The organism is Nocardioides astragali (assembly GCF_024436375.1).
Taxonomy (GTDB): domain Bacteria; phylum Actinomycetota; class Actinomycetes; order Propionibacteriales; family Nocardioidaceae; genus Nocardioides; species Nocardioides astragali.
Genome location: NZ_JAFMZM010000004.1, coordinates 372435 through 394491, shown reverse-complemented (window position 1 = coordinate 394491; position 22057 = coordinate 372435). Strand labels below are relative to the sequence as shown.

Here is a 22057-nt window from a genome sequence, read left to right as displayed (position 1 = left end):
TCATGCGTCAACGAGTGCAAGACGAGCGCGGCGCAACCGCAGTGATGGTTGCCATCTTCGCGGTTGTTCTCTTCATGGCCGGCGCGGTGGCTGTTGACATGGGTCAGGCCTACGCGAAGCGCTCTGCTTTGCAGAGCAACGTGGACATGGCTGTGATGGCCGCCGCCGCCGAGTTGACCAAGGCCTCGGGATGCAACACCGAGGTCGTGACGAAGGCAGAGGAGTTCCTCGTCAAGGCGGCCAATGAGGTACATGGCCAGGTCACGATGGATCTCGACGACGGCGACCCGATCGATGGAGAGATCTCCTGTCCGGGGAACTGGAGGGTGAACCTCATCGCGCCCCGCGCGATCGTCGAGCTCACCATGGGGAAGGCTTTCGAATCCGGCGACTCACTCGAAGTGCCGGCACACGCCTCGGCTCAAATCAAGTCCCCCAGCCAGACAAACACCCTGCCGATGTACGCCGTCTCCGGCTGCGACTCCGGCTCACAGGTACTGACCGACCCGCCGCCGGGACCTGCCCCTGTCTCCGCCGCTCCCGCTACGACTCCGGTGGGCGACGCCGATCTTCAGCAGGCCCTCGTCGTCACCCCGAACGACGTGGACAGCGACGTGCCGACGCCGTACCCGGTTGTGCTGACCGGCGATGTGAAGGACGTCAAGGGCTGGACAGCGCAAGCGGTCTTCTACAACGCAGACGGCACCAGCTACACGGCTGCGGGGACCGCCACTGTTCCCGACACCACTGGTGGTGGCTACAAGGCTTTCAGCATCTCTGTACCTACCGTCCCCGCGGAGGTGCTGGCCGCCAATGGCGTGTGGTGGGTCCGAGTCCAGTTCACGAGTCCGACAGGCGTCGTCCATTGGACCAGGTACCAGGACTCAGCGCCCTTCACCGTCGGCGACCTGCTCTTCTGCGACGGAATGGTCAGTGGGAACTTCGGCACGCTCCGCCTGGCGCGCAACGATGTGCCCAACGGTGCATGGGTCGAGATGAACATCATCAGGGGCGTCATGCCCCACCTCACCATCAATGCCTCCATCTTGGTCCCCTGCTCTCCTGTGGACTCCGACCACGCCCCCGTCAGCCCCACCGACTGCGTCAGCACCGATCCGGGCTTCCCGAACGAGGCAGCCACGGACGGCTTCGTCAACGGGTCGGGCTCGACTCCCGGGCGTCTTGATGCAGACACCACGCCGGGCTGTGATCGAAACGGCGGGAGCGACAGGACCCCGGAATCACCGAACCTCAACGACGACCTGCTGAGCTGCTACATCGTGGGCGGGCACTCGGTGGGCGATGTCGTGGCTGGGGAGAACAACATCCTCTCGGCGGACATCTTCGACTCCCCGCGCTTCTTCTTCATCCCAGTCATTCCCGTCGAGGCGGCAAATGGAGCCTCCGGCGCCTACCCGATCATCGCCTTCCGGCCGGGGTTCATCACCAACGAGTCCATGGCAGCCACTGCCACCGCTCGGGGCGCGATCTCCGGACACAACGGTTTGACGTTCCATTCCGGCCACATCGAGCAGATCAACGTCGTACTGTTTCCCGAGTCCGCTCTTCCCGGCACAGCCCCGCCTATCGGGGGCGAGATCGACTACACAGGGAGCGGGACCAAGGTCCTCGCCCTTGTCGAGTAACCAGCGGTCTCGCCGCACACCCGGCGTGGCGGTCGACGAGGCCAACAACGCTGTCTCCAAGGCCGAGGCGATCCCCAAGTACACGATCCCCCCGGCGCGGACCGAGGAGGGCGGCCAGCTCACGCCGAGCCTCAAGCTCAAGCGGAACATGGTGGTCCGCGAGGCGCGTGTCGAGATCTAGGCGCTCTACGTCGGCTGAGCAGGTTTCGGCACTGGACTTCACGCTGCCGGGCAGGACAATGACTAGGTCGAACTAGTCATTTCGGGCCATGACCGGACTATGTTCGGGTGGTTTGGGCGGTTTAGCCCCCACCCGGGTCACGCCGGGACTAAATTCTTGGCGCTGCGAGAATTCGGGTTCCCCCACATGGAACCGGCGAGAGGGATGCCAGTGTTGCGTCGACGCAAAGACCGAGAGCGGGGAGCCGCGGCGGTCGAGTTCGCCTTGGTCTCGATGGTGCTGATGACCCTCATCCTGATGATCATCCAGATGAGTCTCTGGATGTGGGCGTACCAAGTGGCTTCTCACGCTGCGCGTGAAGGTGCCCGCGCGGCTGCCGTCAACCCGTGCACCACCGCCGCGACGACGAGAGCTGTGAATCGCGTCGGGGGCGCTGGAACAAGCATTACGGCAGTATTCGACCCCGTCGTACCGACGACAGCAAAAGTCGGCGACGACGTCACCGTTCGGGTACGACTGACGGCGCGTGCCATCGCTCCGGGACTCCTGCCTTCCCTTCCTCAGATCACCAAGCGGGCCACAGCCCGCATCGAGAACATTCCGGCAGGGGGGTGCTGACTCATGCGTCAACGAGTGCAAGACGAGCGCGGCGCAACCGCAGTGATGGTTGCCATCTTCGCGGTTGTTCTCTTCATGGCCGGCGCGGTGGCTGTTGACATGGGTCAGGCCTACGCGAAGCGCTCTGCTTTGCAGAGCAACGTGGACATGGCTGTGATGGCCGCCGCCGCCGAGTTGACCAAGGCCTCGGGATGCAACACCGAGGTCGTGACGAAGGCAGAGGAGTTCCTCGTCAAGGCGGCCAATGAGGTACATGGCCAGGTCACGATGGATCTCGACGACGGCGACCCGATCGATGGAGAGATCTCCTGTCCGGGGAACTGGAGGGTGAACCTCATCGCGCCCCGCGCGATCGTCGAGCTCACCATGGGGAAGGCTTTCGAATCCGGCGACTCACTCGATGTGCCGGCAAACGCCTCGGCTCAGATCAAGTCGCCGTCGCGCAACCATGGGCTCCCCATGTACGGCGTAACGGGTTGTGACTATGGACCCCAGATCATCAGGGACGACAGCGGACCGGCCCCGACGCCCGCGGTCCCGCCCCTGACACCCGACTCGGCTGCGCACAACACTGCTACTTTCACCATCAGCCCAGACATCCAGTCGACCCCGAGTGCCGCGACGCAGGTGACGCTCACCGGGAGCAACCTGACGGGCGCGACGGCTGTCACGTTCACGGGTGCGGGGGGGCCACCGGACCATCACGAGGTGCCGGCGACCAGCTTTGTCAGCGCAACTTCCACGACGATCGTCGTGAACGTTCCTGCTGCTGTCCTCGACATCGAGGACGTGTGGTTCGTCCGGGTGCTCAAAGGAAGCGACTACTCCGAACGAGCATCGGCCCAGAGGTTCACCGTCGGCGCACCGCGCGCCTACTGTGCGGGAAGCCTCGAGGGCAACTACGGCACCATTGACCTGCCCAGGACGGACACGTCATTCGACCTGGAGTGGAACATCATCTTCGGCCCCCAGCCCTCACTGGCCATCCATCCTGCTCCCTCAGGTGAGTGCAGCGGCGACACGGGCAGCGTCGAGTCCAAGACCGCCCCGGTCAACGGAACCAACTGCATTGCCTCAGAGCCTGGGGTGAAGATCGCACAGACCAATGACGGCCTGATCTCGGGCAAGGGCGGCAAAGCGGGTCGGCTCGACAAGGACTCGACCAGCGGGTGCAGCCGGACCGGTGACAACTCGCGCACGCCGACGACCATCAAGTCCAAGAACATCAACGACGACTTGCTCAGCTGCTTCATCATCAACAACGCTCGAATCAGTGACCTGATCAATGCAACCGCTGGCAGCGTCGGCGAGAAAGCCTTGTCCGCCGACATCTTCAACTCACCGCGCTACTTCTGGATTCCGATCGTCCAGCGTGAGCCGGCGACCGGGAAGAAGAGCTGGCCGATCGTGGCCTTCCGACCGGGATTCATCACCGATCAAGCCGTCTCGGCGACTGAGCAGTCCCCTGGGACGGTCAGCGAGCACAATGGTCTGGTAGCTGCCCCCTCGGGTCTGCGCGAGTTGCACGTAATCCTGTTCGACGAGAGGGCATTGCCGGAGTTCGCGCCATCGAGCGGTGGCGAGATCGACTACATCGGCTCCGGAACCAAGGTCATCGTCCTCGTCGATTGACGACGTCCACCCACCCTTCAGCATCTCCCCCAGTCCACTCTTGAGTGAAGGAACTACTTCATGGCTCGCCGCTCCGCGCTCCTCATCGCTGCCGTCCTCATCGCCGCCGTCGGAACCGCAATGATCGTGCTCTACGTCCAGGGCATCGATGACCGCGCTGCCAAGGGTCAGGAGCTCGTCGAGGTCCTGACCGCGACCGCCGTGATCGAGGCCGGTGAGACGGTCAGCGCGGCCCAGGAGGCCGGCAAGTTCGAGGCCAAGGAGGTGCGCCGCGACGACATGGTCGCCGGTGCCCTCGACAGCACGGAGTCGATCACCGACCTCGTCGCCCTCGGTAGCGTCTACCCCGGGGAGCAGATCATCTCCGACCGGTTCGGCACCCTGGGTGACGTGCAGAGCCTGGTGATCCCCGACGACAAGATGGCGGTCTCCGTGGAGCTCACCGACTTCGAGCGGGTCGCCGGCTTCGTCAACCCCGGGTCCGAGGTGGCGATCTTCGGCACCGCTGCCGCCCCCATCCGGCGGCTCCCCGACGGGACCGAGGAGACCCTGTCCTCGGTGACGCGGATCATCCTGGCGCGTGTCCCGGTGATCGGAGTCGGCACCACGTCGGTGTCGTCGCGTACCGTCACCAACGAGGAAGGCGCCCAGGTCGTCGAAGAGGTGCCCAAGACGATCCTCACCGTGGCAGTGACGCAGGAGGAGGCCGAGAAGCTCGTGCTCGCGGACCGCACCACGGAGATCACCATCGCGCTGCTCGGCGGCGAGACGAAGTCACAGGACAAGGCCGGCGTCAACCCCGTCGACATCCTGCCGGAGACGTTCAGGGGGGCCGCTGGATGACAGCTATCGTGGAGACGGACCGCTCTCGGCTGAGCGTCCTGCAGGCGATGCTGCACGGGTCCGTACCCCTCGAGTCCATGGCGGCGCTCGGCGAGCACATCGCCGCGACGCCCCAGGAGTTCGCGATCGTCATCGGTCCGTCCGTCGCGGTCGACGACGCCGCGGTGTTCGCCCAGTGGGCCCGGGTCCACAAGCCGGACCTCGGCGTGATCCTCCTCCGCGAGACGGTGGACGCGCACGCCCTCTCGACCGCGCTGCGCAGCGGCATGCGCGAGGTCGTGGAGTCGCGTGACCTCGCGGGACTCACCACAGCGGTGAGCCGGGCTCGTGCGGTCTCGACCGCCATCTCACAGACGATGGAGGACGAGACCCAGGCAGCCGCGCAGGCAGCCGCGACCGCCGCCCTCTCCGAGGCCCAGGCGAGGGCCGAGGCCGCCCGTGAGGAGGCTGAGCGGCCCACGGGCCAGATGGTCACGGTCTTCTCCACCAAGGGCGGCGTGGGCAAGAGCCTGATGGCGGCCAACATCGCGGTCTCGCTCGCCGATCAGGGCAGCTCAGTGTGCATCGTCGACCTCGACGTCAACAACGGTGACATCGCGATCATGCTCCAGCTCACCCCTATGCGGACGCTCAACGACCTGGCCGCCTTCCACGGCGAGATCGACGTGGACGCGATCGAGACCCTGGTGACGCCCTACTCCAAGACGCTGGGTGTCGTCGCAGCCCCCGTCCACCTCGACTCTCCCGACCAAGCGACCAACGAGGACATCGCCAAGCTGCTGGACCTCCTGGTTCGCGTCTACGATTATGTGGTCGTGGACACCTCGGGAGTGTTCGACGACCACGCGCTGACCGCCCTCGACCGCACGGACACGCTCGTCCTCGTCGGCACGCTCGACATCCCTGCCCTCAAGGGACTCAAGCTCGCCACGCAGACCTTGGAGCTGCTCAACTTCCCGCGCGAGAAGTGGCGCTTCGTCCTCAACCGGGCCGACGCCAAGGTCGGTCTCTCGACCGACGAGTACGAGTCCACCCTGGGCTTGAAGGCCGACTGCTCGCTCGTCTCCAGCCGTGAGGTGCTGACCGCGGTCAACCGCGGCGAGCCACTGGTGCGGGCCTACGCGAGCCACCCCAACAGCAAGGCGATCAAGGCCTTCGCCAGCTCCATCGCGGGCGCCGCCCGCGCCGCCCAGGAGGAGCCGGACGCGGATGGCAAGTCCCGCTCCTCCGCCAACCGTTTCCGACTGAGGAAGGCCTGACATGGGTCTCACCGACAGACTGGCCGCTGCCCAGCGAGCGCGCACCGAGAGCCCCGACCCCTCCCAGGAGAAGTCGCCGGCCACCGCGCCCTCGTCGACGGTCCCCAAGAAGCCCGCGAAGGTCGCTCGGGATCCCTTCGAGGACGTCAAGCGGGTCGTCCACGCACAGCTGGTCGCGTCGCTGGGCCCCAAGCTCTACGACGTCCACATGACGCAGAGCGAGCTCGAGAGCAACGTCCGTCTCGCGCTCCAAGGTGCCGTGGCCGCGACCGACGTGGTGATGTCGGGCGCCGACCGCACCCGGATCACCCAGGAGATCTCCGACGACATCCTGGGCTACGGTCCCCTCGAGCCGCTCCTGCGCGACGGCGAGCTGTCCGAGGTCATGGTCAACGCCTACGACAGCATCTACATCGAGCGCAATGGCAAGCTCGTCAAGACCGGCACCAGCTTCTCCGACGAGGCGCACCTGCGACGCACCATCGACAAGATCGTCGGCAAGATCGGGCGTCGCGTCGACGAGGCCAGCCCCATGGTGGACGCCCGTCTCCCCGACGGCAGCCGTGTCAACGCGATCATCCCGCCGCTCGCGCTCGACGGCTCGAAGCTCACCATCCGCAAGTTCTCCGAGGACCCCTACACGGTCCAGGACCTGATCAACTTCGGCAGCCTCACGCAGTCCTCGGCCAACCTGCTCGAGGCGTGCGTCAAGGGCCGACTCAACATCCTGGTCTCGGGAGGCACCGGCGCCGGCAAGACGACGACCCTCAACGTGCTGTCCTCGTTCATCCCCGACGACGAGCGCATTGTCACGATCGAGGACGCCGCCGAGCTCAGGCTCGGCCAGGACCACGTGCTGCGCCTCGAGTCCCGGCCCCCCAACATCGAGGGCAAGGGCGCGGTCCTGATCCGCGACCTGGTCAAGAACTCCCTGCGCATGCGTCCCGACCGCATCGTCGTCGGCGAGATCCGTGACGCCGCCGCACTCGACATGCTCCAGGCCATGAACACCGGCCACGACGGCTCGATCTCCACGCTCCACGCCAACACGCCGCGCGACGCCCTGTCTCGTCTGGAGACCATGGTCCTCATGGCGGGCATGGACCTCCCTGTGCGTGCCATCCGCGAGCAGGTGTCCAGCGCCGTCGACCTCATTATCCAGCAGACCCGTCTCAAGGACGGCACGCGCCGGATCACCGCGGTCACCGAGATCGTCGGCATGGAGGGCGACATCATCACCACCCAGGACGTCTTCGTGTTCGACTTCTCCGCCGGCGTGGACGAGCACGGCAAGTTCCAGGGCGAGCTGATCTCCACGGGGCTTCGTCCGCGCTTCCTGGAGCGCCTGGCCGACCACGGCGTCCACGTCGACCCGGCCGTCTTCGCCACGCGCGGGAGCGTGAGGTGAGGCTCGCCCCGGCGATCGCCGCGGCCGCCCTCTTCCTGGTGGCGACCGGCGCGGGGACGACCGCCCACGCGGCCGACGAGATCACGATCGACCACGTGCAGTCCGACGAGGGCACGGTCTCGATGCTGCTCGGTGTCGACCGGCTTCCCGCAGGCGCCACCGCCGACCTGGACAGCGTCAGCGTCACGGTCGACGGGGAGCAGGTCGACGCCTCGGCCCAGACCGTCGAAGGCGGGCAGGTCGAGCGGACGACGGTGCTGGTCCTCGATGCCAGCAACAGCATGGCGGGCGAGAAGCTCACCGCCGCGATCACCGCGATCGACTCCTTCCTGACCGCAGCGCCCGACGACGTGCAGATTGGTTTGGTCACCTTCGCCGGTTCGGTGCAGGAGACCGTCTCCCCCACCACCGACCACGAGTCGATCATCGACGAGCTCGCCGCGGTGGAGCTCAAGCCCGGCACCAAGCTGTACGACGCGGTTGCCGCCGGCATTGAGCTCGCCGGGGACGAGGGCGCGCGGTCGCTCCTCGTGCTGTCCGACGGCGCCGACACCGGCAGCACCACCACGATCGACGAGCTGTCGACCACCGCGAGCGACGCCGGCGTGGTCGTCGACGTGGTGGCCCTGGCGCAGTCGGCCGAGCAGCAGGCGACCCTCGACGGCCTCGCTTCGGCCGCCGGTGGACAGGTCATCCCGGCCGATCCCGAAGCCCTGGGCACCGTGTTCTCGGCCCAGGCCGAGGCGCTTGCCTCCCAGGTGCTGGTCACGTTCGACCTCCCGGCAGGCATCTCCGGCGAGCAGACGGTTGAGGCCACGCTGTCGGCGGGAAGCACGACCTTCACTGACTCCGCCTTCGTCTCGCTGGCCAGCTCGGCCTCGCCGGACACGCCTCAGGTGATCAAGCCCGGCGATCCCCTCATCGGTCCAAGCGGTTTCTTGCTCGGCGCGCTGGCGTTCGGCCTCGGCCTTGCGGGTGTGCTCGCCTTCGCCCTCGGCGGCGGAACCAGCAAGTCACTCAGTGACCAGCGCCTGAACAACTACTTCTCGCATGGCGGAGGCACCACCGCTGCGGGCGCGAAGGGCCGTCGAAGCCAGGCCAAGGCGCAAGGGAGCATGAAGGACGCAGCCGTCGGGCTGGCCGGGCAGATGGTCAAGGGGGACTTCGAGGACCGGCTCACCAAGCGGCTGGCCGGCGCAGGCAGCTCCCTGAAGCCAGCCGAATGGCTGCTGCTGCACGCAGGGATCGCCGTCGGTGCGGCATTCGCCGGTCTCATCGTCAAGGGTGGCGTCCTCATGGTGCTCCTCTTCATCGTGGGTCTCGTGCTGCCGTGGTTCTGGCTCAGGCGCAAGCACGCCAAGCGCCTGGCGGCGTTCAACGCGCAGCTGGCCGAGACCTTGACATTGATGGCCGGCGGGCTCTCGGCGGGGCTCTCGCTCCCCCAGGCCGTCGACACCGTCGTCCGGGAGGGGCACCAGCCGATGGCCGGCGAGCTGGGGCGGGCGCTCATCGAGCAACGCCTGGGCATCCCCGTCGAGGAGGCCCTCGACAACGTCGCGGAGCGGATGGAGTCCGAGGACTTCGGGTGGGTCGTCATGGCCATCCGGATCCAGCGCGAAGTCGGTGGCAACCTGGCCGAGCTCCTCAACACGGTCTCGGACACGCTCCGCGACCGGGAGTACCTGCGCCGTCAGGTGCGTGTGCTCAGCGCGGAGGGCCGGTTCTCGGGCTACGTGCTGACGGCGATGCCCATCGCCCTGTTCTTCTACATGGTCCTCTTCAAGGGCGAGTTCGTCGAGCCTCTCTACACCACCGGCGCCGGCTACATCCTTCTCGGCATCGCTGTCGCCATGCTGGCCGGTGGTGGCTTCGTGATGTCCCGACTCACCAAGATCAAGGTGTGACCGACATGCTGCTGTTGCTGGGAGCCGGACTCCTCTTCGCCGCGCTGGTGCTGGCGTTCTCCATCGTGGGCGTGCTCACCTCCGAGCGTCGGGCGGTGGCCCGCTCAGTGGCGGCCGTGCAAGCGATGAACGCCGCCCCGACCATCATCTCCGACGAGCTGGAGCGGCCGTTCGCGGAGCGTGTGATCGCTCCGCTCGGCGAGCGCCTCGTCGGCATCGGCCGCAAGATCACCCGCGCCGACACGGCCGACAAGATCGCCCACCGTCTCGACATCGCCGGCAATCCACCCGCGTGGGACGTCAACCGCATCATCGGCCTCAAGGTCCTGGGGCTCGGCGCGCTGGCGGGCCTGGGCTTCCTGTTCTGCCTCTCGCGAGGCTACCCCCTGAACAAGGTGCTGCTCTTCACAGCAGGCTTCGCCGCGTTCGGCTACGTCCTGCCCAACCTGTTGCTGAAGAACGCGGGCGACAAGCGCGCAAGCCTCATGCGCAACGCCCTCCCCGACGCGATCGACCTGCTCACCATCTCGGTGGAGGCGGGTCTCGGCTTCGACGCCGCCGTCGCGCGGGTCGCGAAGAACACCACCGGGCCGATGGCCGAGGAGTTCGCGCGTCTCCTCCAGGAGATGCAGCTCGGCATCGGACGGGCCCAGGCGATGCGCGCGATGGGCGAGCGCACGAGCCTTCCCGACCTCAAGTCGTTCTGCCTCGCAATGGTGCAGGCCGACAGCCTGGGCATCCCGATCGCTCGGGTGCTGCGCATCCAGAGCCACGAGATGCGCACCAAGCGACGCCAGCGAGCCGAGGAAGCGGCCCAGAAGGTGCCTGTCAAGATCCTCTTCCCCGTCATCTTCTTCATCCTTCCCACCATCTTCATCGTCGTGATCGGCCCTGTCTTCTTGTCGATGGGCGACCTGTTCGGCAGCCAGTGATCCTCGACCTGGTCGCCTCGGTGGGGACCACGCACTCTGCGCGACGCACGTGGCGGATCACCACGGCGGTCAGGGTCTTCGCGATCGCGCTGGTCCTCGGCCGAGCACTCTCGGCCGGCGGCGTGGGCCGCGTTGCGGTCCTGATCCTGGTGCTCGGCCTCATCGCCAGCATGGCCAGCCTGGTGGAGGGGGTCGGCGCGGACGGTCTCCAACGCTGGGTGCCTGTGGTCGAGTCGCTCCTCGTGGGTGCCGTCGTCGCGGCTGATCCGGCCCGGGACGAGGCGATCCTGCTCTACCTCGCCGTGCCGCCCCTCGTTGCCGGCATCAGGCATGGGTGGCTCCTGGCCACCAACGCGTTTCTGGTGTCGGCCGCCGCTGTCCTCGTCGGGAGCCGCCTGTCGAGCGACCCGCCGTCCATCGACGTGCTTCAGTCCGTGGGCTTCTGGCTGGTGACAGGTCTCGGGATCGGGGTCCTGGCCGGCGTCCAGACGCGCAGCATCCGCACGCTGGAGCAGAGCCAGGCCCCCTATGTGGCCACCCACCAGTTGATGAGCCAGCTGCACGACCTGGCCAGTCGCGGCGAGGTCGGACTCGACAGCGTCAAGCTCTCCACCGAGCTCGTAGGTCGGTTGCGCGACGGGACCGGGGCGGTGGACGTGGCCGTCTACGGCCACGCTTGGGGGCCGCCGCTGGTCCAGCTCGCCGGACACGGCGACACGACGTCTCTGTCCAGTCACGCCGTCGGGACCAACCACCCCCGGGTCCACGACGTGCTGGTCGTCGGGCTCCGCGGTGCCGGGCACCAACTCGGCAGCGTGGTCCTGCGGCGCCCGGGCGGCTGGAACGCGGACTCCCGAGCGATCGCCCAGACCGTGGCGGACGAGTTCGCCCTCCGCCTGGACACGGCTGTCCTCTTCGACGAGGTGCGTCGGCTCGCCACAGCAGAGGAGCGCAAGCGAATCGCGCGCGAGATGCACGACGGAGTGGCCCAGGAGCTCGTCGCCCTCGGCTACCTCGTCGACGAGATCGCCTCGGTCTCGGACGAGGCAGAGACGCTCGCGCTGGCCGACACGATGCGCCAGGAAATCAGCCGGGTCGTTGCCGAGATCCGCTACTCGATCCTGGACCTGCGCCACCACGTGGCCGAGCACCGGTTGTCCGGGGCGCTCGCCGACTACGTCCACCAGGTCACCCAGGACATGGACCTGCGGGTCAACCTCGTGCTCGACGAGTCCGGTCCCGCGCTCCCGCCGCGCACGGAGTCCGAGCTCCTGCGCGTGGCACAGGAAGCCATCGGCAACGTGCGCAAGCACGCCAATGCCGACAACCTCTGGGTAACGCTCGTGTCCGACGGCTCCACACTGCTTCTCGAGGTCGAGGACGACGGCGTCGGCAACGCCCAGCCCAAAGACAGGCACTGGGGTCTCCAGAGCATGCACGAGCGTGCCGCCGGCATCGAAGCCTCGCTCGACGTCACCTCCCGGGACGGCGGAGGCACTATCGTCCGCCTCCAGTCGCCGCCCCTGACCGCCGCCACGAAGGAGCTCGCATGACCATCAAGGTTCTGCTCATCGACGACCACGAGCTGATCAGGCAGGGCCTCGCCCGTGCGTTCGAGCGCGACGCCGAGATGACGGTCGTCGGGCAGGCGGGGTCGGTGGCGGCGGGTGTCGCGGCCTTCGGCGAGCTCGGCCCGGACGTCATCGTCACCGATCTGGAGCTGCCGGACGGCCACGGGCTCGAGGTGGTGAGGCAGGTGCGGGCGACGAACGACACCGTCGGCTTGGTGGTCCTCACCATGCACGCCGGCGACGACCAGATCTTCGCCGCGATGGAGGCGGGGGCCTCCGCGTTCGTGGGCAAGGACAGCAAGGCCACCGAGGTCGTCAGTGCCGCCCGTCATGCGGCCGTGGCGCCTCGTACGTTCCTCTGCTCAGGCCTGAGCGCCGCGATGATGCGCCGGGCGACCACACCCGCACCACCGAAGCTCTCCACTCGCGAGGGAGAGGTCCTGGCCCTGCTCGCTGACGGCCTGGGCACGGGCGAGATCGCCGGCAGCCTCTACATGAGCGAGTCCACGGCGAAGACCCACATCACCCACATCTACCAGAAGCTGGGCGCGGCCAATCGCGCCCAGGCGTTGGTGGCAGCGATGCGCCTGGGACTCCTCGACCGCGCCGCGCCCCAGAAGTTCTGAGCCGTCACCGGACCGGACCATGCGAGGGCTCGCTGGGATGGCGCGGACGTAGTCACAAGGGACTATGCATCCCCGGCCGATCACCCGATTCGGCAGTCCCTGGTTCTTGGGAGAGTTCTCTCGACGGGCCTCGTGGGCTCGGAACCGAGACTCATCACAGACCAAAGGGGAAACACCATGCTCGAGAAGTTCTTCGCACTCATGATCGCCGGCCCGAAGCGCGACGAGAAGGGCGCCACCGCCACGGAGTACGGCCTGCTCGTGGGCCTCATCGCCCTCATCATCGTTGTCGGTGTCGGCCTGTTCGGCGACGCCCTCAACGACTTCTTCGACAGCCTGTCCGACACCGTCGCCAACTGGGACTGATCAACCGCCATCGTGACGAGGCCGGCCACTCCCCTCGGAGTGGCCGGCCTCGCCGCATACCGAGGAAGGAACCGCATGATTCTCAATGCTCTGCTCCACGAACGCGACGAGCGTGGCGCCACCGCTACTGAGTACGGCCTTCTGGTCGGTTTCATCGCTATTGTGATCGTGGTCGGGGTCGCGCTGTTCGGCGACGCCCTCAACGACTACTTCGACTTCCTGAGCACCTGGCTCACCACAGCCATCTGAGCAGTCACACCCATACGTATCCCAGCCCGGCGTCCGCTCCGGGCTCGAGTCTCGGGCGAGGCTTCATGCAGGTCGAGGAGACCACGACAACCGAAGACGCTCCGACGCCGGAGTCGACCTCGGTCGTGCCGGGCTGGCTTCCCACCGTCTTGATGGTCCTGTTCCTGGCGGTCGTCGCCCGACAGGGCACGAGGGCGATATCCGACCCGGATACGTTCTGGCACCTGACTCTGGGGCACGCGATCATCGACGCGCGGTCGGTCAGTTCCGTGACCGAGCCGTGGAGCTCGGTCTCGGACCAGCCGTGGGTGCCGACCCAGTGGCTCACGGAGATCGTTGTCGCGTCCGCCCAGGGCGCCGCCGGGTTGCCAGCCGTCGCGTGGCTCTTCACGCTCAGCTTGATGGCGCTGGTGCTGCTCCTGCACCGGCTGACGCGCTCCGTGGCCGACGCAGTCCCGGCCGCCTTCACCACTGGAATCACAGTGGTCGCGATGGCGGCGAGCCTTTCGCCCCGCCCGCACATGGTCACCTATCTCTGCCTCGTCCTCACGCTCCTCGCGTGGCGCGGCACGACGAGCGACCTGAGGCCTCGGTGGTGGCTGATCCCCATGACGTGGGTCTGGGCGATGTCGCACGGCATGTGGTTCGTGGGGCCAGTGCTCGGACTCGCCATCCTGGTCGGTCTGGCGCTGGATGGGCGGCTCGACCACACGAACGCCCGACGCCTCGCGGCCGTCCCGTTCGCGAGCGTCGTGGTTGCGGCCCTGACCCCCGTCGGACCAGCCCTTCTCGGAGCCCCTCTGGCAGTAGCCGGCGTGGGTGCGTTCATCACCGAGTGGCAAGCCCCGTCCTTCCGCTCCCCCGGACCAGCCGTCGCAGCGCTCATGGTCGCCGTGATCGTGGTCGCGTGGTCCCGCTCCACGCGGCGCATCCCGTGGACCGAGGTGATGCTCCTGGCGTTAGCCGTGGGTTGGATCCTGCTTTCGACGCGTACAGTCGCGCTCGGTGCCCTGACCGTGAGCCCGCTGGTCGCAGCCACGCTCCACAGCCTCTTGGGGCGAGACCTCCAGGCGCCCACTGTTCGCGCATCGTGGTCGCTCCGGATCAGCGCCATCGTGATCGCCGGCGTCGCGGCACTGGTCGTCCCGCACACCGCCGAGGAGCCGACCAAGATCCCGGCGGGACTCGACTCCGGTCTCGAGGCGCTCGAGCCAGGAGTCGTCTTCAACGACTACAAGCTCGGCGGCTGGTTGCGCTGGCGCCACCCCCACCTGACACCTGTCGTCGACGGGATGTCCGAGGCGTACTCCGTCCAGCACCTCCGCGACTACGGACGCACCCAGGCCGTGGCCGGCGGCTGGGAGGACACGTTCGACCGCTGGGATCCCGAGGCCGCCGTCCTCCTCGACAACTCACCGTTGGCGACGGCACTGGTCGACCAGCGTGGCTGGACGTCTGTCGCCGAGGACGAGGGCTACGTGCTGCTCGTGCCTTCGTCCTGACGGCACGTGCCAGGTCGATGCGAACTCATCCGACCAGCTGCCGCAGACGGCTGCGCCACTCCCCCGTGAGCTCGGCCGCCGGGAGGCCGGCACGACGCAGCGATCGATCGACCGGCTCCCCAGCGGCTGCCGCTTCGTAGATGAACACCAGAGCCTGCTCCCCCAGCCTCTCGGCGACGATGCGACAGGCCAACCAGGCCTGCTCGTAGCGCGCCTGGAGATCACGCGCGCGGGTGTCGAAGTCGGCAGCCGACGGCAGCGCGTCCGGCACACCCTCACGGCGCGCCAGCTCGATCGCCCTGCCGAGCGTCGTCCGGTCCGGAAGGTTGGTGTCACGCAGCGCGACATAGTCCGCGAACCCCTCCAGCAGCCAGGTCTCCATCGGGGTGCGCGCCGCATCGGTGGCGACGTGGACCAGTTCGTGGCTCAACACCACCTGCGCCCCGGCACGTCGCAGTCCCGCAGTCACGTCCGGGTTCACGAAGACGTGGACAGGCGCGTCCGTACCCGTGCCGCTTCCCGCGGTCGTGGTCACCGCGGCGATCGCAGCGTACGTCCCAGGGGCTGCGCCGAGCGTCTCGTCGAGGTCACTGGCGGTGGCCGGCACCTCGACGACCACCGGCGACCTCCACTCCGGCAGGACTCGGTTGACGACCTCGATGCCGCGCGTGACACGCTGCGCGACGGATGTGGCCTCGCGCCAGGTCCCGTCGAGCATGACCAGGACGCCGTCGGCACGGGCGACTGAGAGCTGCCCTCGCAACCAGAGCGGCACCCGTGCGCTGCTGTCGTCGCCGGAGCTGAAGCGTGAGATGCCCAGGCCCACGTCGTCGGGTGCGAACGCCACGGCGACGTCGGCGGTCGACGGCGCCGGGTCCATGCCGCCAAGCTGCCACGTGAGCTCGACGATCCCCGTCCACGTCCCGTCGGGCGCTACTGTGCCCACCTGGTCGACGTAGCGGGCACTCACACTGCGCAGGTCGAGCGAGTCGGCGTTGCGAGCGATGCCCGAGAGAAGCTCGGCGGCGGCGGCCTCGTCCATCGGCGCCAGGGACGCCAGCGCCACGGAATCACGGGAGTCCACCGCGTCCACGAACGCCGTCAGGGCGGCTGCCGCGGCCGCAGGACTGGCCCGGGGTACGTCGACAGGGCGCGGGTCGACGTCATGCGGACCCCGCGTCAGCACCACCGCGAGCACGGCGACCAGGCACAGCGAAAGGCCGGCCGCCCACAGGAGTGGACGACCGGCCTTCGAGGTCTGCAGGTCAGCCAGGACGGACCGCGCCGACGTAGGGCATCGAGTAGAGGCCGGAGACGGCGACCCCGGTACCCGGGTTGGCGGCGTGGACGATCATGCCGTTGCCGATGTACATCCCGACGTGGCTGATCGGGCTGTAGTAGAACACCAGGTCACCCGGCTGGAGGTCACTCGCGGCGATGTGCGGACCCGAGCCGTACTGGGCGCTCGAGGAGTGCGGCAGCGAGACCCCGGCCTGGGCCCAGGCACGCATCGTCAGGCCGCTGCAGTCGAAGGCGTTCTCGCCCATCGCGCCGTAGACGTAGGCGTCGCCGACCTGCGCCATGGCGTACTGGACGGCGGCCGCGGCACGGCCGGAGGCCGGGACCGAGCTGGGCATACGGGTGGTGGCGCCGCGCGAGGCGAGCAGTCGCTCACGCTCCTCGGCCTCGAGGTCGGCGAGCACGCTCTTGGCCTCGGCTAGCTTGTCGTCGACGGTTTCCTTCTCGACGCTCAGCTGCTCGGTGAGCTCGGCGATCTCCTTCGTCCGCGCGTCGGTGGCCTCGCGACGGATCTCGAGGGCCTCGAGCTCGGTGTCGTAGTCGGCCAGCAGGGAGGCCTGCAGGTCGTTGAAGGACGACATCGTGGACAGGCTGTCGAGGAAGGAACCCGGGTTCTCTGAGACGACGATCTGGCCGACGGTGGAGATCCCCTCGCCCTCCAGCTGTCGCACGACGGCGTCGGAGACCTGGTCACGCACGACGTCGAGACGCTCGTCCTGACGGGCCTGGTCGGCCTTGAGGCCAGCGAGGTCGCGACGGAGGTCAGCGAGGTCGAGCTTGGCGTCGTGCAGGCGTTCCTGTGCCACCTCCGCCTCGTGGTAGAGGCGGTCGACGCGTGCCTTGACGTCCTTGATGTCGGGGTCGGCCTGGGCGGGTGTCGCGGGAACGAATGCGATGGCAGCGATGGCGCACAGACCAAGAACGGCCGCGCCTACTCGCTTGCGGGTGTGAGCCACGAGCGGGGGAACTCCTCGGGGGTGTCGTACGCCTACCAGGTGAGCTGACGGGTTCGGCACGACATGTCCTACCCCTGCTCCACGCACCGCTTGCGCAGTGCGCCTTGCAGGGGATTCACCCCAGGGGGAAGTGTGGTTCCCCGGCTCGTCGACCACGGGTGATGCAGGGGCGTGGCCTACGACTCGGCGCGACGCCCGCGCGGGCCGGGTGACCCACTTCCACGGACGTCAGGGGACACCTTAGACCGCGTGCGGAGCCCTCGCCAATCTTCGCGGCGATTCGGAGGATCTTTCTTGAGGAACGGCTCTTCGACGCAACGCCAGGAGAGGTGGGCGATCAGAGCGGTCAGGGACAGTGCGCCCGCCCACACGGCCGCGCCGAACTTCGTGTCTGCCGCCGCCGCAAGGGCGAATATCGGGTAGTGCCACAGGTAGATGCCATATGAGCGCTGGCCCAGTAGCTGGAGCGGGCGCGCGGCTAGCCACACCGCACCACCACTCGTGGCAGCCAGAAGCATCAGTGCCGTCAGTATCGGGACCACGGTGACGACCACGAGAAACGCGCTACGGATGCCGACGAACATCAGGAGCACGAGTGCAATCGTGGTGACCACAGGGACCGCCGTCGGAACCCGATTCGTTCCGCGACGGTGCAGGTACACGGCCAACAAGCATCCGACCAGCAGTCCGTCCATGCGGAGATGGGTGGCGAACGAGACGACCAGGATCCCCGCCCCGCCGTCCCAAGAGAGATACCGACCAATGATGGCGAAGCTGATGAGAGTCGCCAACAGTGGCACCAACCAACGACCACGGGACAAGCGGGCAGAGCACATCAGCACCAAGGGCCAGACGAGGTAGAACTGTTCCTCCACCGCCAGGGACCAGGTGTGGGAGATCGTCGTGTCGCGTGCGTCCATGGCGCTCGTGTAGTTACCGACATACAGCAGTGCACCCCAGAAGTCGCTGCTCGTCGGCATCACCGGGCTGGTCGAGATCAGCGCCAAGGCCCCCATCGCGGCCAGGAACAGCAGGAGTGCGGGCGCGAGCCTGCGGGCACGCCGAACGAAGAATCGCCCCAGCCGCACCCTGTGGTGAGCCTGGATGTCTTGCAGGAGTAGCGCGGTGATCAAGAATCCACTGAGTGTGAAGAACATCGTGACGCCGATGGTCCCCGCACCGTGGATGCCGGAGACCGGCGAGTGGGCCACCATGACAAAGGCGATGGCGAGCCCGCGAATACCGTCCAGTGCGGGCAGGTGAGACAACGTCCACTGCTCCCCCCGCATGGGGGAATCATCCCCTTCCGCATCGCGCTCAGGGGCGAATTTGGCAGATTGGGGCCTCAGGCGGACTCGACTACCGGGCCCGCGACCGGATCCACGAGCCGCAGCGGCGGCACCAGTCCTCCTGAGGCCAGCGCGTCCAGCGCCGCCATCTCGTCGTCGTCGATGGTCAGCTCCGGTGGCGGACCCAGCAGCACCATGACCACGCAGTCGTGGCAGTGCAGCCCCCTCACCTGGCAGGTGTCGCAGTCGATCCGTGTCGTCATGCTCCGAACGGTGACAGGAGCCACCGACAACGGCTCCGCGGCGTGTCGCGGCGCGCCGTGTCCACGTCCGTCACGCGGAGATGACGCCGATCAGCGAGGACGCCGGCACCGCCCGGGCGCCGCTGCGTACGACGTCCTTCGCCAGCTCCTGGTCCGCCGTCACCACCACGACCACGCGCCCGCGTGGCTCGGCCGCCACCAGCTGCCGGATCACGTCGTCGGCGATCACGCCCTCCGGGCTGAAGACCACGCGTACGCCGCGCGGGGCCGGCATGGCGGTCCGGGAGGTGGACTCGGCGGCGTCGAAGACCACCGTGGTCTCCGCCCCCGATCGCGCCACCAGCGGTCCGAGGGCGGCGACCAGCCGGCTGCGCTGCGCCTCGAGGGTGGCCGAGGGCCAGGCCTCCTTGGTGACGTTGTAGCCGTCGATGATCAGTCGAGCGCGGGGCAGTCCGAGTGTCTGCTCCAGCAACGCCGGGGTCGCGGGCGCGCTGGACGAGGGAGCGGCGTCCACGCCCGCGAGCGCCGCCTCCACCGAGTCGGCAGGCGAACCGGTGACGGCCGCGAGGCCGAGCTCACGACGGAGGCCCGTGGCGGCATCCACCACCGCGTCGAGGAGCAGGCGCGCCCGGATCGTCGCCGCGTCCCGCTCCGAGCGCGCGTCACGGCGGGTGGCCGCCAGCCCGGTCTCCGCCTCGTCGAGCTGGGCCCGGAGCCGGCGTACGTCCGCATCGGCTGCTCTGGTCGCGGCCTCAGCAGCTGCCACCGCCTGGTCGCGGACGGCGAGGGCCGCGTCACGCTCGGCCTCGGCCGCCCGCACCGAGCTGCGCGCGTCACCCAGCCGCTGCCGCAGCACCTTGTAGTCAGCCCTCGCACGCTCCAGCTCGTCGCGATGCTCGGCCTTCGACGAGGCCAGCTCCGCCTGGAGGGACGCCACCTGCGCGCCGAGACGACCGAGCTCGGCCTGGGACTGGTCGGCGCGTGCTTCCGCCTCGTCCAGGGTCGCGACGAGGTCGGTGACCAGCGACTCCCAGCCCTCGTCGCGGGAGAGCCACGCCCGGGCCGCGGCGTCCACTGGGTTGTCCTCGCCCGCCGGAACGGCAGCCACCTGGACTGCGGCACGCTCGCGGAAGTCGTCGTCAGCCAGGGCCTCCCAGATGGCGCTGCCGCCGAGCCGCGCGCGCCGGGCGGGCGCGAAGCCGGCGACCTTGCGCAGCGGCGCGGGCACCGGAGTGACCGTCGGCAGCACCGCAGAGACCAGGGCGACCACCCGCAGGCGGAGCCGCTCTGGCAGTGCCTCCGGGACAGTCACGGACGTCTCGTCAGCCGGCGGCCGGGTCGCCGGCGGTGTCGGCCGAGGCCCGATCCACGACCTCGATGGCGTCGGCCCGACCGCACCAGCGGCACGAGACGGCCTCGACGGCCTCCGCGAGGACGATCTCCTCCTCGACCTGGTGCTCACCTGCGAGGTCGAAGTGCCAGTACTCAGTCGTCCGGCGGGTGCGGGTGACGTCGAAGCGGGTGAGGTTGCCGCAGCCCGCGCAGCGCCAGCGTTCGCCGGCGCCGGGGACGCGGAGGTCGGCGGTCTCGTCAGCCACAGGTGCTCCTCTGGTGGGGGTCTCGTCGAGGGTCGGCGGGGTCAGCGTAGTGCGCGCGCCGTCCGCCGCATTGTCGGATGCCACGTCTAGCGTCGTCAGACATGAGCACCACCGCCCACCGACCGATGCGGGAGCAGTCCCGCTGGGAGGCGCAGCGCAGCTTCGACGAGCTGGGGCGGCCGTTGCGTGACCTCACCTTCTGCGTGGTCGACCTCGAGACGACCGGCGGCTCGGCCGCAGGCGGCTCGATGATCACCGAGATCGGTGCGGTGAAGGTGCGAGGGGGCGAGGTGCTCGGCGAGTTCCAGACCCTCGTCAACCCGCACGCCGAGATCCCCGCGTTCATCGCCGTGCTGACCGGCATCAGCAACTCGATGGTCCACGATGCGCCGCCGATCGAGTCGGCACTGCCGGCGTTCCTCGAGTTCGCCGCCGGGTGCGTCCTGGTGGCCCACAACGCCCCGTTCGACGTCGGCTTCCTCCAGCACTTCGCCCGGGAGCAGGGCCGTCCGTGGCCCAGGTTCGAGGTGCTCGACACGGCCAAGCTCGCACGGCGCGTGATCACCCGCGACGACGCACCCAACTGCAAGCTGTCCTCGTTGGCCAAGGTCTTCAACTCCTCGACCACCCCCAACCACCGCGCACTCTCCGATGCCCGGGCCACGGTCGACGTCCTCCACGGCCTGATGGAGCGACTCGGCGGACTCGGCGTGCACACCCTGGAGGAGCTCCAGACCTTCTCCGCCAGGGTCAGCACCGCCCAGCGCCGCAAGCGCCACCTGGCCGAGGGCCTCCCCCACGCTCCTGGCGTCTACCTCTTCCGCGACGACCGATCGCGCGTCCTCTACATCGGCACGTCCCGCGACCTCCGCACCCGCGTCCGCACCTACTTCACCTCCTCCGAGACCCGGACCCGGATGGGCGAGATGGTCGGTCTGGCCACCTCGGTCACCGGGATCGAGTGCGCGACGCCCTTGGAGGCCGAGGTCCGTGAGCTGCGCCTGATCGCCGAGCACAAGCCGCGCTACAACCGCCGCTCGCGCTTCCCCGAGAAGGTCCACTTCGTCAAGCTCACCCGCGAGGCCTGGCCCCGCCTGTCCCTGGTCCGCATGGTGCTCGACGACGACGCCGACTACCTCGGCCCCTTCTCGTCCAAGAAGACCGCGGAGAAGTGCCTCGCCGCGCTCCACGAGACCTTCCCCGTGCGCCAGTGCGGCGGACGGTTGCCGCGGGTCCCGTCGGGCACGGCCTGCGTGCTGGCCGAGATGGGCCGCTGCCTCTCCCCCTGCGACGGGTCGACCGACGAGACAACCTACGGTGCCGTCGTACGCCGGCTGCGTGACACGCTGCTGCGGAGTCCCGACGAGGTCGTCGAGACGATCAACGAGCGGATGACCGCTCTGGCGGACCGGGAGCGCTTCGAGGAGGCAGGCGTCCACCGCGACCGGCTCGCCACCTTCGTCCGCGCGGCCGCGCGCACCCAGCGACTCTCTGCCCTCACCCGGTGCCCGGAGATCGTGGCCGCGCGACGCGAGGACACCGGCCGATGGTCGGTCCACGTCGTCCGACACGGCCGTCTCGCCGCCGCCGGGGTCATCCCATCAGGCGCCGACGCCCACCAGTACGTCCGCGAGCTCACCGCGAGCGCCGAGACCGTCAGCGGAGCGCCGGGACCGGTGCCGGCGGCCACGGCGGAGGAGTCCGAGCGGATCCTGCGGTGGCTGGAGTCGCCCGGCGTCCGGCTCGTCGACGTCGACGGCGAGTGGATCTGCCCGCTGGGTGGGGCGGCCCGCCACCTGGCCCTCTACGACGCGGCCAGCCAGTCGAGGCTCTCCCTCGTGCCGTTCGACGAGAAGAGACTGCCCTCGCCGGTGCACCGACCGGTGCGCTGACCCCGACCTCGGAGCCAGTGATG

21 protein-coding genes and 1 riboswitch are annotated in these 22057 nt (G+C 68.5%); of the genes, 15 read left to right on the top strand and 6 right to left on the bottom strand.

Annotated elements, in window-relative coordinates; all coding sequences use genetic code 11:
* Window positions 1-14 precede the first annotated feature (14 nt).
* The 14 genes from J3P44_RS15140 (at window position 15) to J3P44_RS15075 (ending at window position 14737) form a co-directional block, all read left to right on the top strand.
* Window positions 15-1646 (top strand): TadE/TadG family type IV pilus assembly protein, encoded by a 1632-nt coding sequence (locus J3P44_RS15140; protein WP_255891266.1) that lies wholly within the window; start codon window positions 15-17, stop codon window positions 1644-1646.
* Window positions 1636-1827: a hypothetical protein gene (locus J3P44_RS15135; protein ID WP_255891643.1), complete on the top strand. Its 192-nt coding sequence runs from the start codon at window positions 1636-1638 to the stop codon at window positions 1825-1827. The genes J3P44_RS15140 and J3P44_RS15135 overlap by 11 nt, the downstream gene beginning before the upstream one ends.
* A gap of 99 nt (window positions 1828-1926) precedes the next feature.
* Entirely contained in the window at window positions 1927-2445 is a 519-nt protein-coding gene (locus J3P44_RS15130; RefSeq protein WP_308212274.1) for a TadE/TadG family type IV pilus assembly protein, read from the top strand.
* A 15-nt stretch (window positions 2446-2460) separates the two neighbouring features.
* Window positions 2461-4077, top strand: coding sequence for a TadE/TadG family type IV pilus assembly protein (locus tag J3P44_RS15125; RefSeq protein ID WP_255891264.1), 1617 nt, complete (start codon window positions 2461-2463; stop codon window positions 4075-4077).
* A gap of 60 nt (window positions 4078-4137) precedes the next feature.
* Window positions 4138-4920 carry a Flp pilus assembly protein CpaB gene (gene cpaB, locus J3P44_RS15120; protein WP_255891263.1) on the top strand — a complete coding sequence of 261 codons (783 nt, stop codon included), beginning with the start codon at window positions 4138-4140 and terminating at the stop codon, window positions 4918-4920.
* Window positions 4917-6179: a CpaE/TadZ family protein gene (locus J3P44_RS15115; protein WP_255891262.1), complete on the top strand. Its 1263-nt coding sequence runs from the start codon at window positions 4917-4919 to the stop codon at window positions 6177-6179. The genes cpaB and J3P44_RS15115 overlap by 4 nt, the downstream gene beginning before the upstream one ends.
* A gap of 1 nt (window position 6180) precedes the next feature.
* Complete coding sequence (locus J3P44_RS15110; RefSeq protein WP_255891261.1) at window positions 6181-7587, top strand: TadA family conjugal transfer-associated ATPase; 1407 nt, start codon at window positions 6181-6183, stop codon at window positions 7585-7587.
* Window positions 7584-9491, top strand: coding sequence for a type II secretion system F family protein (locus tag J3P44_RS15105; protein WP_255891260.1), 1908 nt, complete (start codon window positions 7584-7586; stop codon window positions 9489-9491). Before J3P44_RS15110 ends, J3P44_RS15105 begins: the two co-directional genes overlap by 4 nt.
* 5 nt (window positions 9492-9496) lie before the next feature.
* Entirely contained in the window at window positions 9497-10423 is a 927-nt protein-coding gene (locus J3P44_RS15100; RefSeq protein ID WP_255891625.1) for a type II secretion system F family protein, read from the top strand.
* Window positions 10424-10443: 20 nt separating this feature from the next.
* Window positions 10444-11976: a sensor histidine kinase gene (locus J3P44_RS15095; RefSeq protein WP_255891259.1), complete on the top strand. Its 1533-nt coding sequence runs from the start codon at window positions 10444-10446 to the stop codon at window positions 11974-11976.
* Window positions 11973-12620 carry a response regulator transcription factor gene (locus J3P44_RS15090; protein WP_255891258.1) on the top strand — a complete coding sequence of 216 codons (648 nt, stop codon included), beginning with the start codon at window positions 11973-11975 and terminating at the stop codon, window positions 12618-12620. Before J3P44_RS15095 ends, J3P44_RS15090 begins: the two co-directional genes overlap by 4 nt.
* 177 nt (window positions 12621-12797) lie before the next feature.
* Window positions 12798-12986, top strand: a complete 189-nt coding sequence (locus J3P44_RS15085) for a Flp family type IVb pilin (RefSeq protein ID WP_255891257.1) — start codon at window positions 12798-12800, stop codon at window positions 12984-12986.
* A 75-nt stretch (window positions 12987-13061) separates the two neighbouring features.
* Window positions 13062-13235: a Flp family type IVb pilin gene (locus tag J3P44_RS15080; RefSeq protein WP_255891256.1), complete on the top strand. Its 174-nt coding sequence runs from the start codon at window positions 13062-13064 to the stop codon at window positions 13233-13235.
* 65 nt (window positions 13236-13300) lie between these two features.
* Window positions 13301-14737 (top strand): hypothetical protein, encoded by a 1437-nt coding sequence (locus J3P44_RS15075; RefSeq protein ID WP_255891255.1) that lies wholly within the window; start codon window positions 13301-13303, stop codon window positions 14735-14737.
* Window positions 14738-14762: 25 nt separating this feature from the next.
* On the opposite strand, the gene J3P44_RS15070 is transcribed toward J3P44_RS15075, so the two are convergent.
* The 6 genes from J3P44_RS15070 to J3P44_RS15045 all read right to left on the bottom strand — a co-directional run bounded on the left by J3P44_RS15070 (window position 14763) and on the right by J3P44_RS15045 (window position 20142).
* On the bottom strand, window positions 14763-15935 hold the full coding sequence (locus J3P44_RS15070; protein ID WP_255891254.1) for a hypothetical protein: 1173 nt from the start codon (window positions 15933-15935) through the stop codon (window positions 14763-14765).
* A 67-nt stretch (window positions 15936-16002) separates the two neighbouring features.
* Window positions 16003-16992 carry a C40 family peptidase gene (locus J3P44_RS15065; protein ID WP_255891253.1) on the bottom strand — a complete coding sequence of 330 codons (990 nt, stop codon included), beginning with the start codon at window positions 16990-16992 and terminating at the stop codon, window positions 16003-16005.
* A gap of 31 nt (window positions 16993-17023) precedes the next feature.
* Window positions 17024-17179: riboswitch (cyclic di-AMP (ydaO/yuaA leader) on the bottom strand.
* Window positions 17169-18281 carry an acyltransferase family protein gene (locus J3P44_RS15060; RefSeq protein WP_255891252.1) on the bottom strand — a complete coding sequence of 371 codons (1113 nt, stop codon included), beginning with the start codon at window positions 18279-18281 and terminating at the stop codon, window positions 17169-17171. Its footprint overlaps the riboswitch before it by 11 nt.
* 56 nt (window positions 18282-18337) lie before the next feature.
* Window positions 18338-18544: a hypothetical protein gene (locus tag J3P44_RS15055; protein WP_255891251.1), complete on the bottom strand. Its 207-nt coding sequence runs from the start codon at window positions 18542-18544 to the stop codon at window positions 18338-18340.
* 70 nt (window positions 18545-18614) lie between these two features.
* Window positions 18615-19856, bottom strand: a complete 1242-nt coding sequence (locus J3P44_RS25565; RefSeq protein WP_255891250.1) for an NYN domain-containing protein — start codon at window positions 19854-19856, stop codon at window positions 18615-18617.
* A gap of 10 nt (window positions 19857-19866) precedes the next feature.
* A complete protein-coding gene (locus J3P44_RS15045; RefSeq protein ID WP_255891249.1) occupies window positions 19867-20142 on the bottom strand; it encodes a hypothetical protein in 276 nt (91 codons plus the stop codon).
* Between the two features lie 101 nt (window positions 20143-20243).
* On the opposite strand from J3P44_RS15045, the gene J3P44_RS15040 reads away from it, so the two are divergent.
* A complete protein-coding gene (locus J3P44_RS15040) occupies window positions 20244-22034 on the top strand; it encodes a DEDD exonuclease domain-containing protein (protein WP_255891248.1) in 1791 nt (596 codons plus the stop codon).
* Window positions 22035-22057: the final 23 nt, after the last annotated feature.

Excerpts from the sequence above, each read along its gene's own strand:
- J3P44_RS15090 (WP_255891258.1), top strand. The coding sequence starts at position 11,973 with ATGACCATCAAGGTTCTGCTCATCGACGACCACGAGCTGATCAGGCAG.
- J3P44_RS15080 (WP_255891256.1), top strand. The coding sequence starts at position 13,062 with ATGATTCTCAATGCTCTGCTCCACGAACGCGACGAGCGTGGCGCCACC.
- J3P44_RS15040 (WP_255891248.1), top strand. The coding sequence starts at position 20,244 with ATGAGCACCACCGCCCACCGACCGATGCGGGAGCAGTCCCGCTGGGAG.
- J3P44_RS15130 (WP_308212274.1), top strand. The coding sequence starts at position 1,927 with ATGTTCGGGTGGTTTGGGCGGTTTAGCCCCCACCCGGGTCACGCCGGG.
- J3P44_RS15075 (WP_255891255.1), top strand. The coding sequence starts at position 13,301 with ATGCAGGTCGAGGAGACCACGACAACCGAAGACGCTCCGACGCCGGAG.
- J3P44_RS15115 (WP_255891262.1), top strand. The coding sequence starts at position 4,917 with ATGACAGCTATCGTGGAGACGGACCGCTCTCGGCTGAGCGTCCTGCAG.
- J3P44_RS15085 (WP_255891257.1), top strand. The coding sequence starts at position 12,798 with ATGCTCGAGAAGTTCTTCGCACTCATGATCGCCGGCCCGAAGCGCGAC.
- J3P44_RS15100 (WP_255891625.1), top strand. The coding sequence starts at position 9,497 with ATGCTGCTGTTGCTGGGAGCCGGACTCCTCTTCGCCGCGCTGGTGCTG.
- J3P44_RS15055 (WP_255891251.1), bottom strand. The coding sequence starts at position 18,544 with ATGACGACACGGATCGACTGCGACACCTGCCAGGTGAGGGGGCTGCAC.
- J3P44_RS15060 (WP_255891252.1), bottom strand. The coding sequence starts at position 18,281 with ATGCGGGGGGAGCAGTGGACGTTGTCTCACCTGCCCGCACTGGACGGT.
- J3P44_RS15110 (WP_255891261.1), top strand. The coding sequence starts at position 6,181 with ATGGGTCTCACCGACAGACTGGCCGCTGCCCAGCGAGCGCGCACCGAG.
- cpaB (WP_255891263.1), top strand. The coding sequence starts at position 4,138 with ATGGCTCGCCGCTCCGCGCTCCTCATCGCTGCCGTCCTCATCGCCGCC.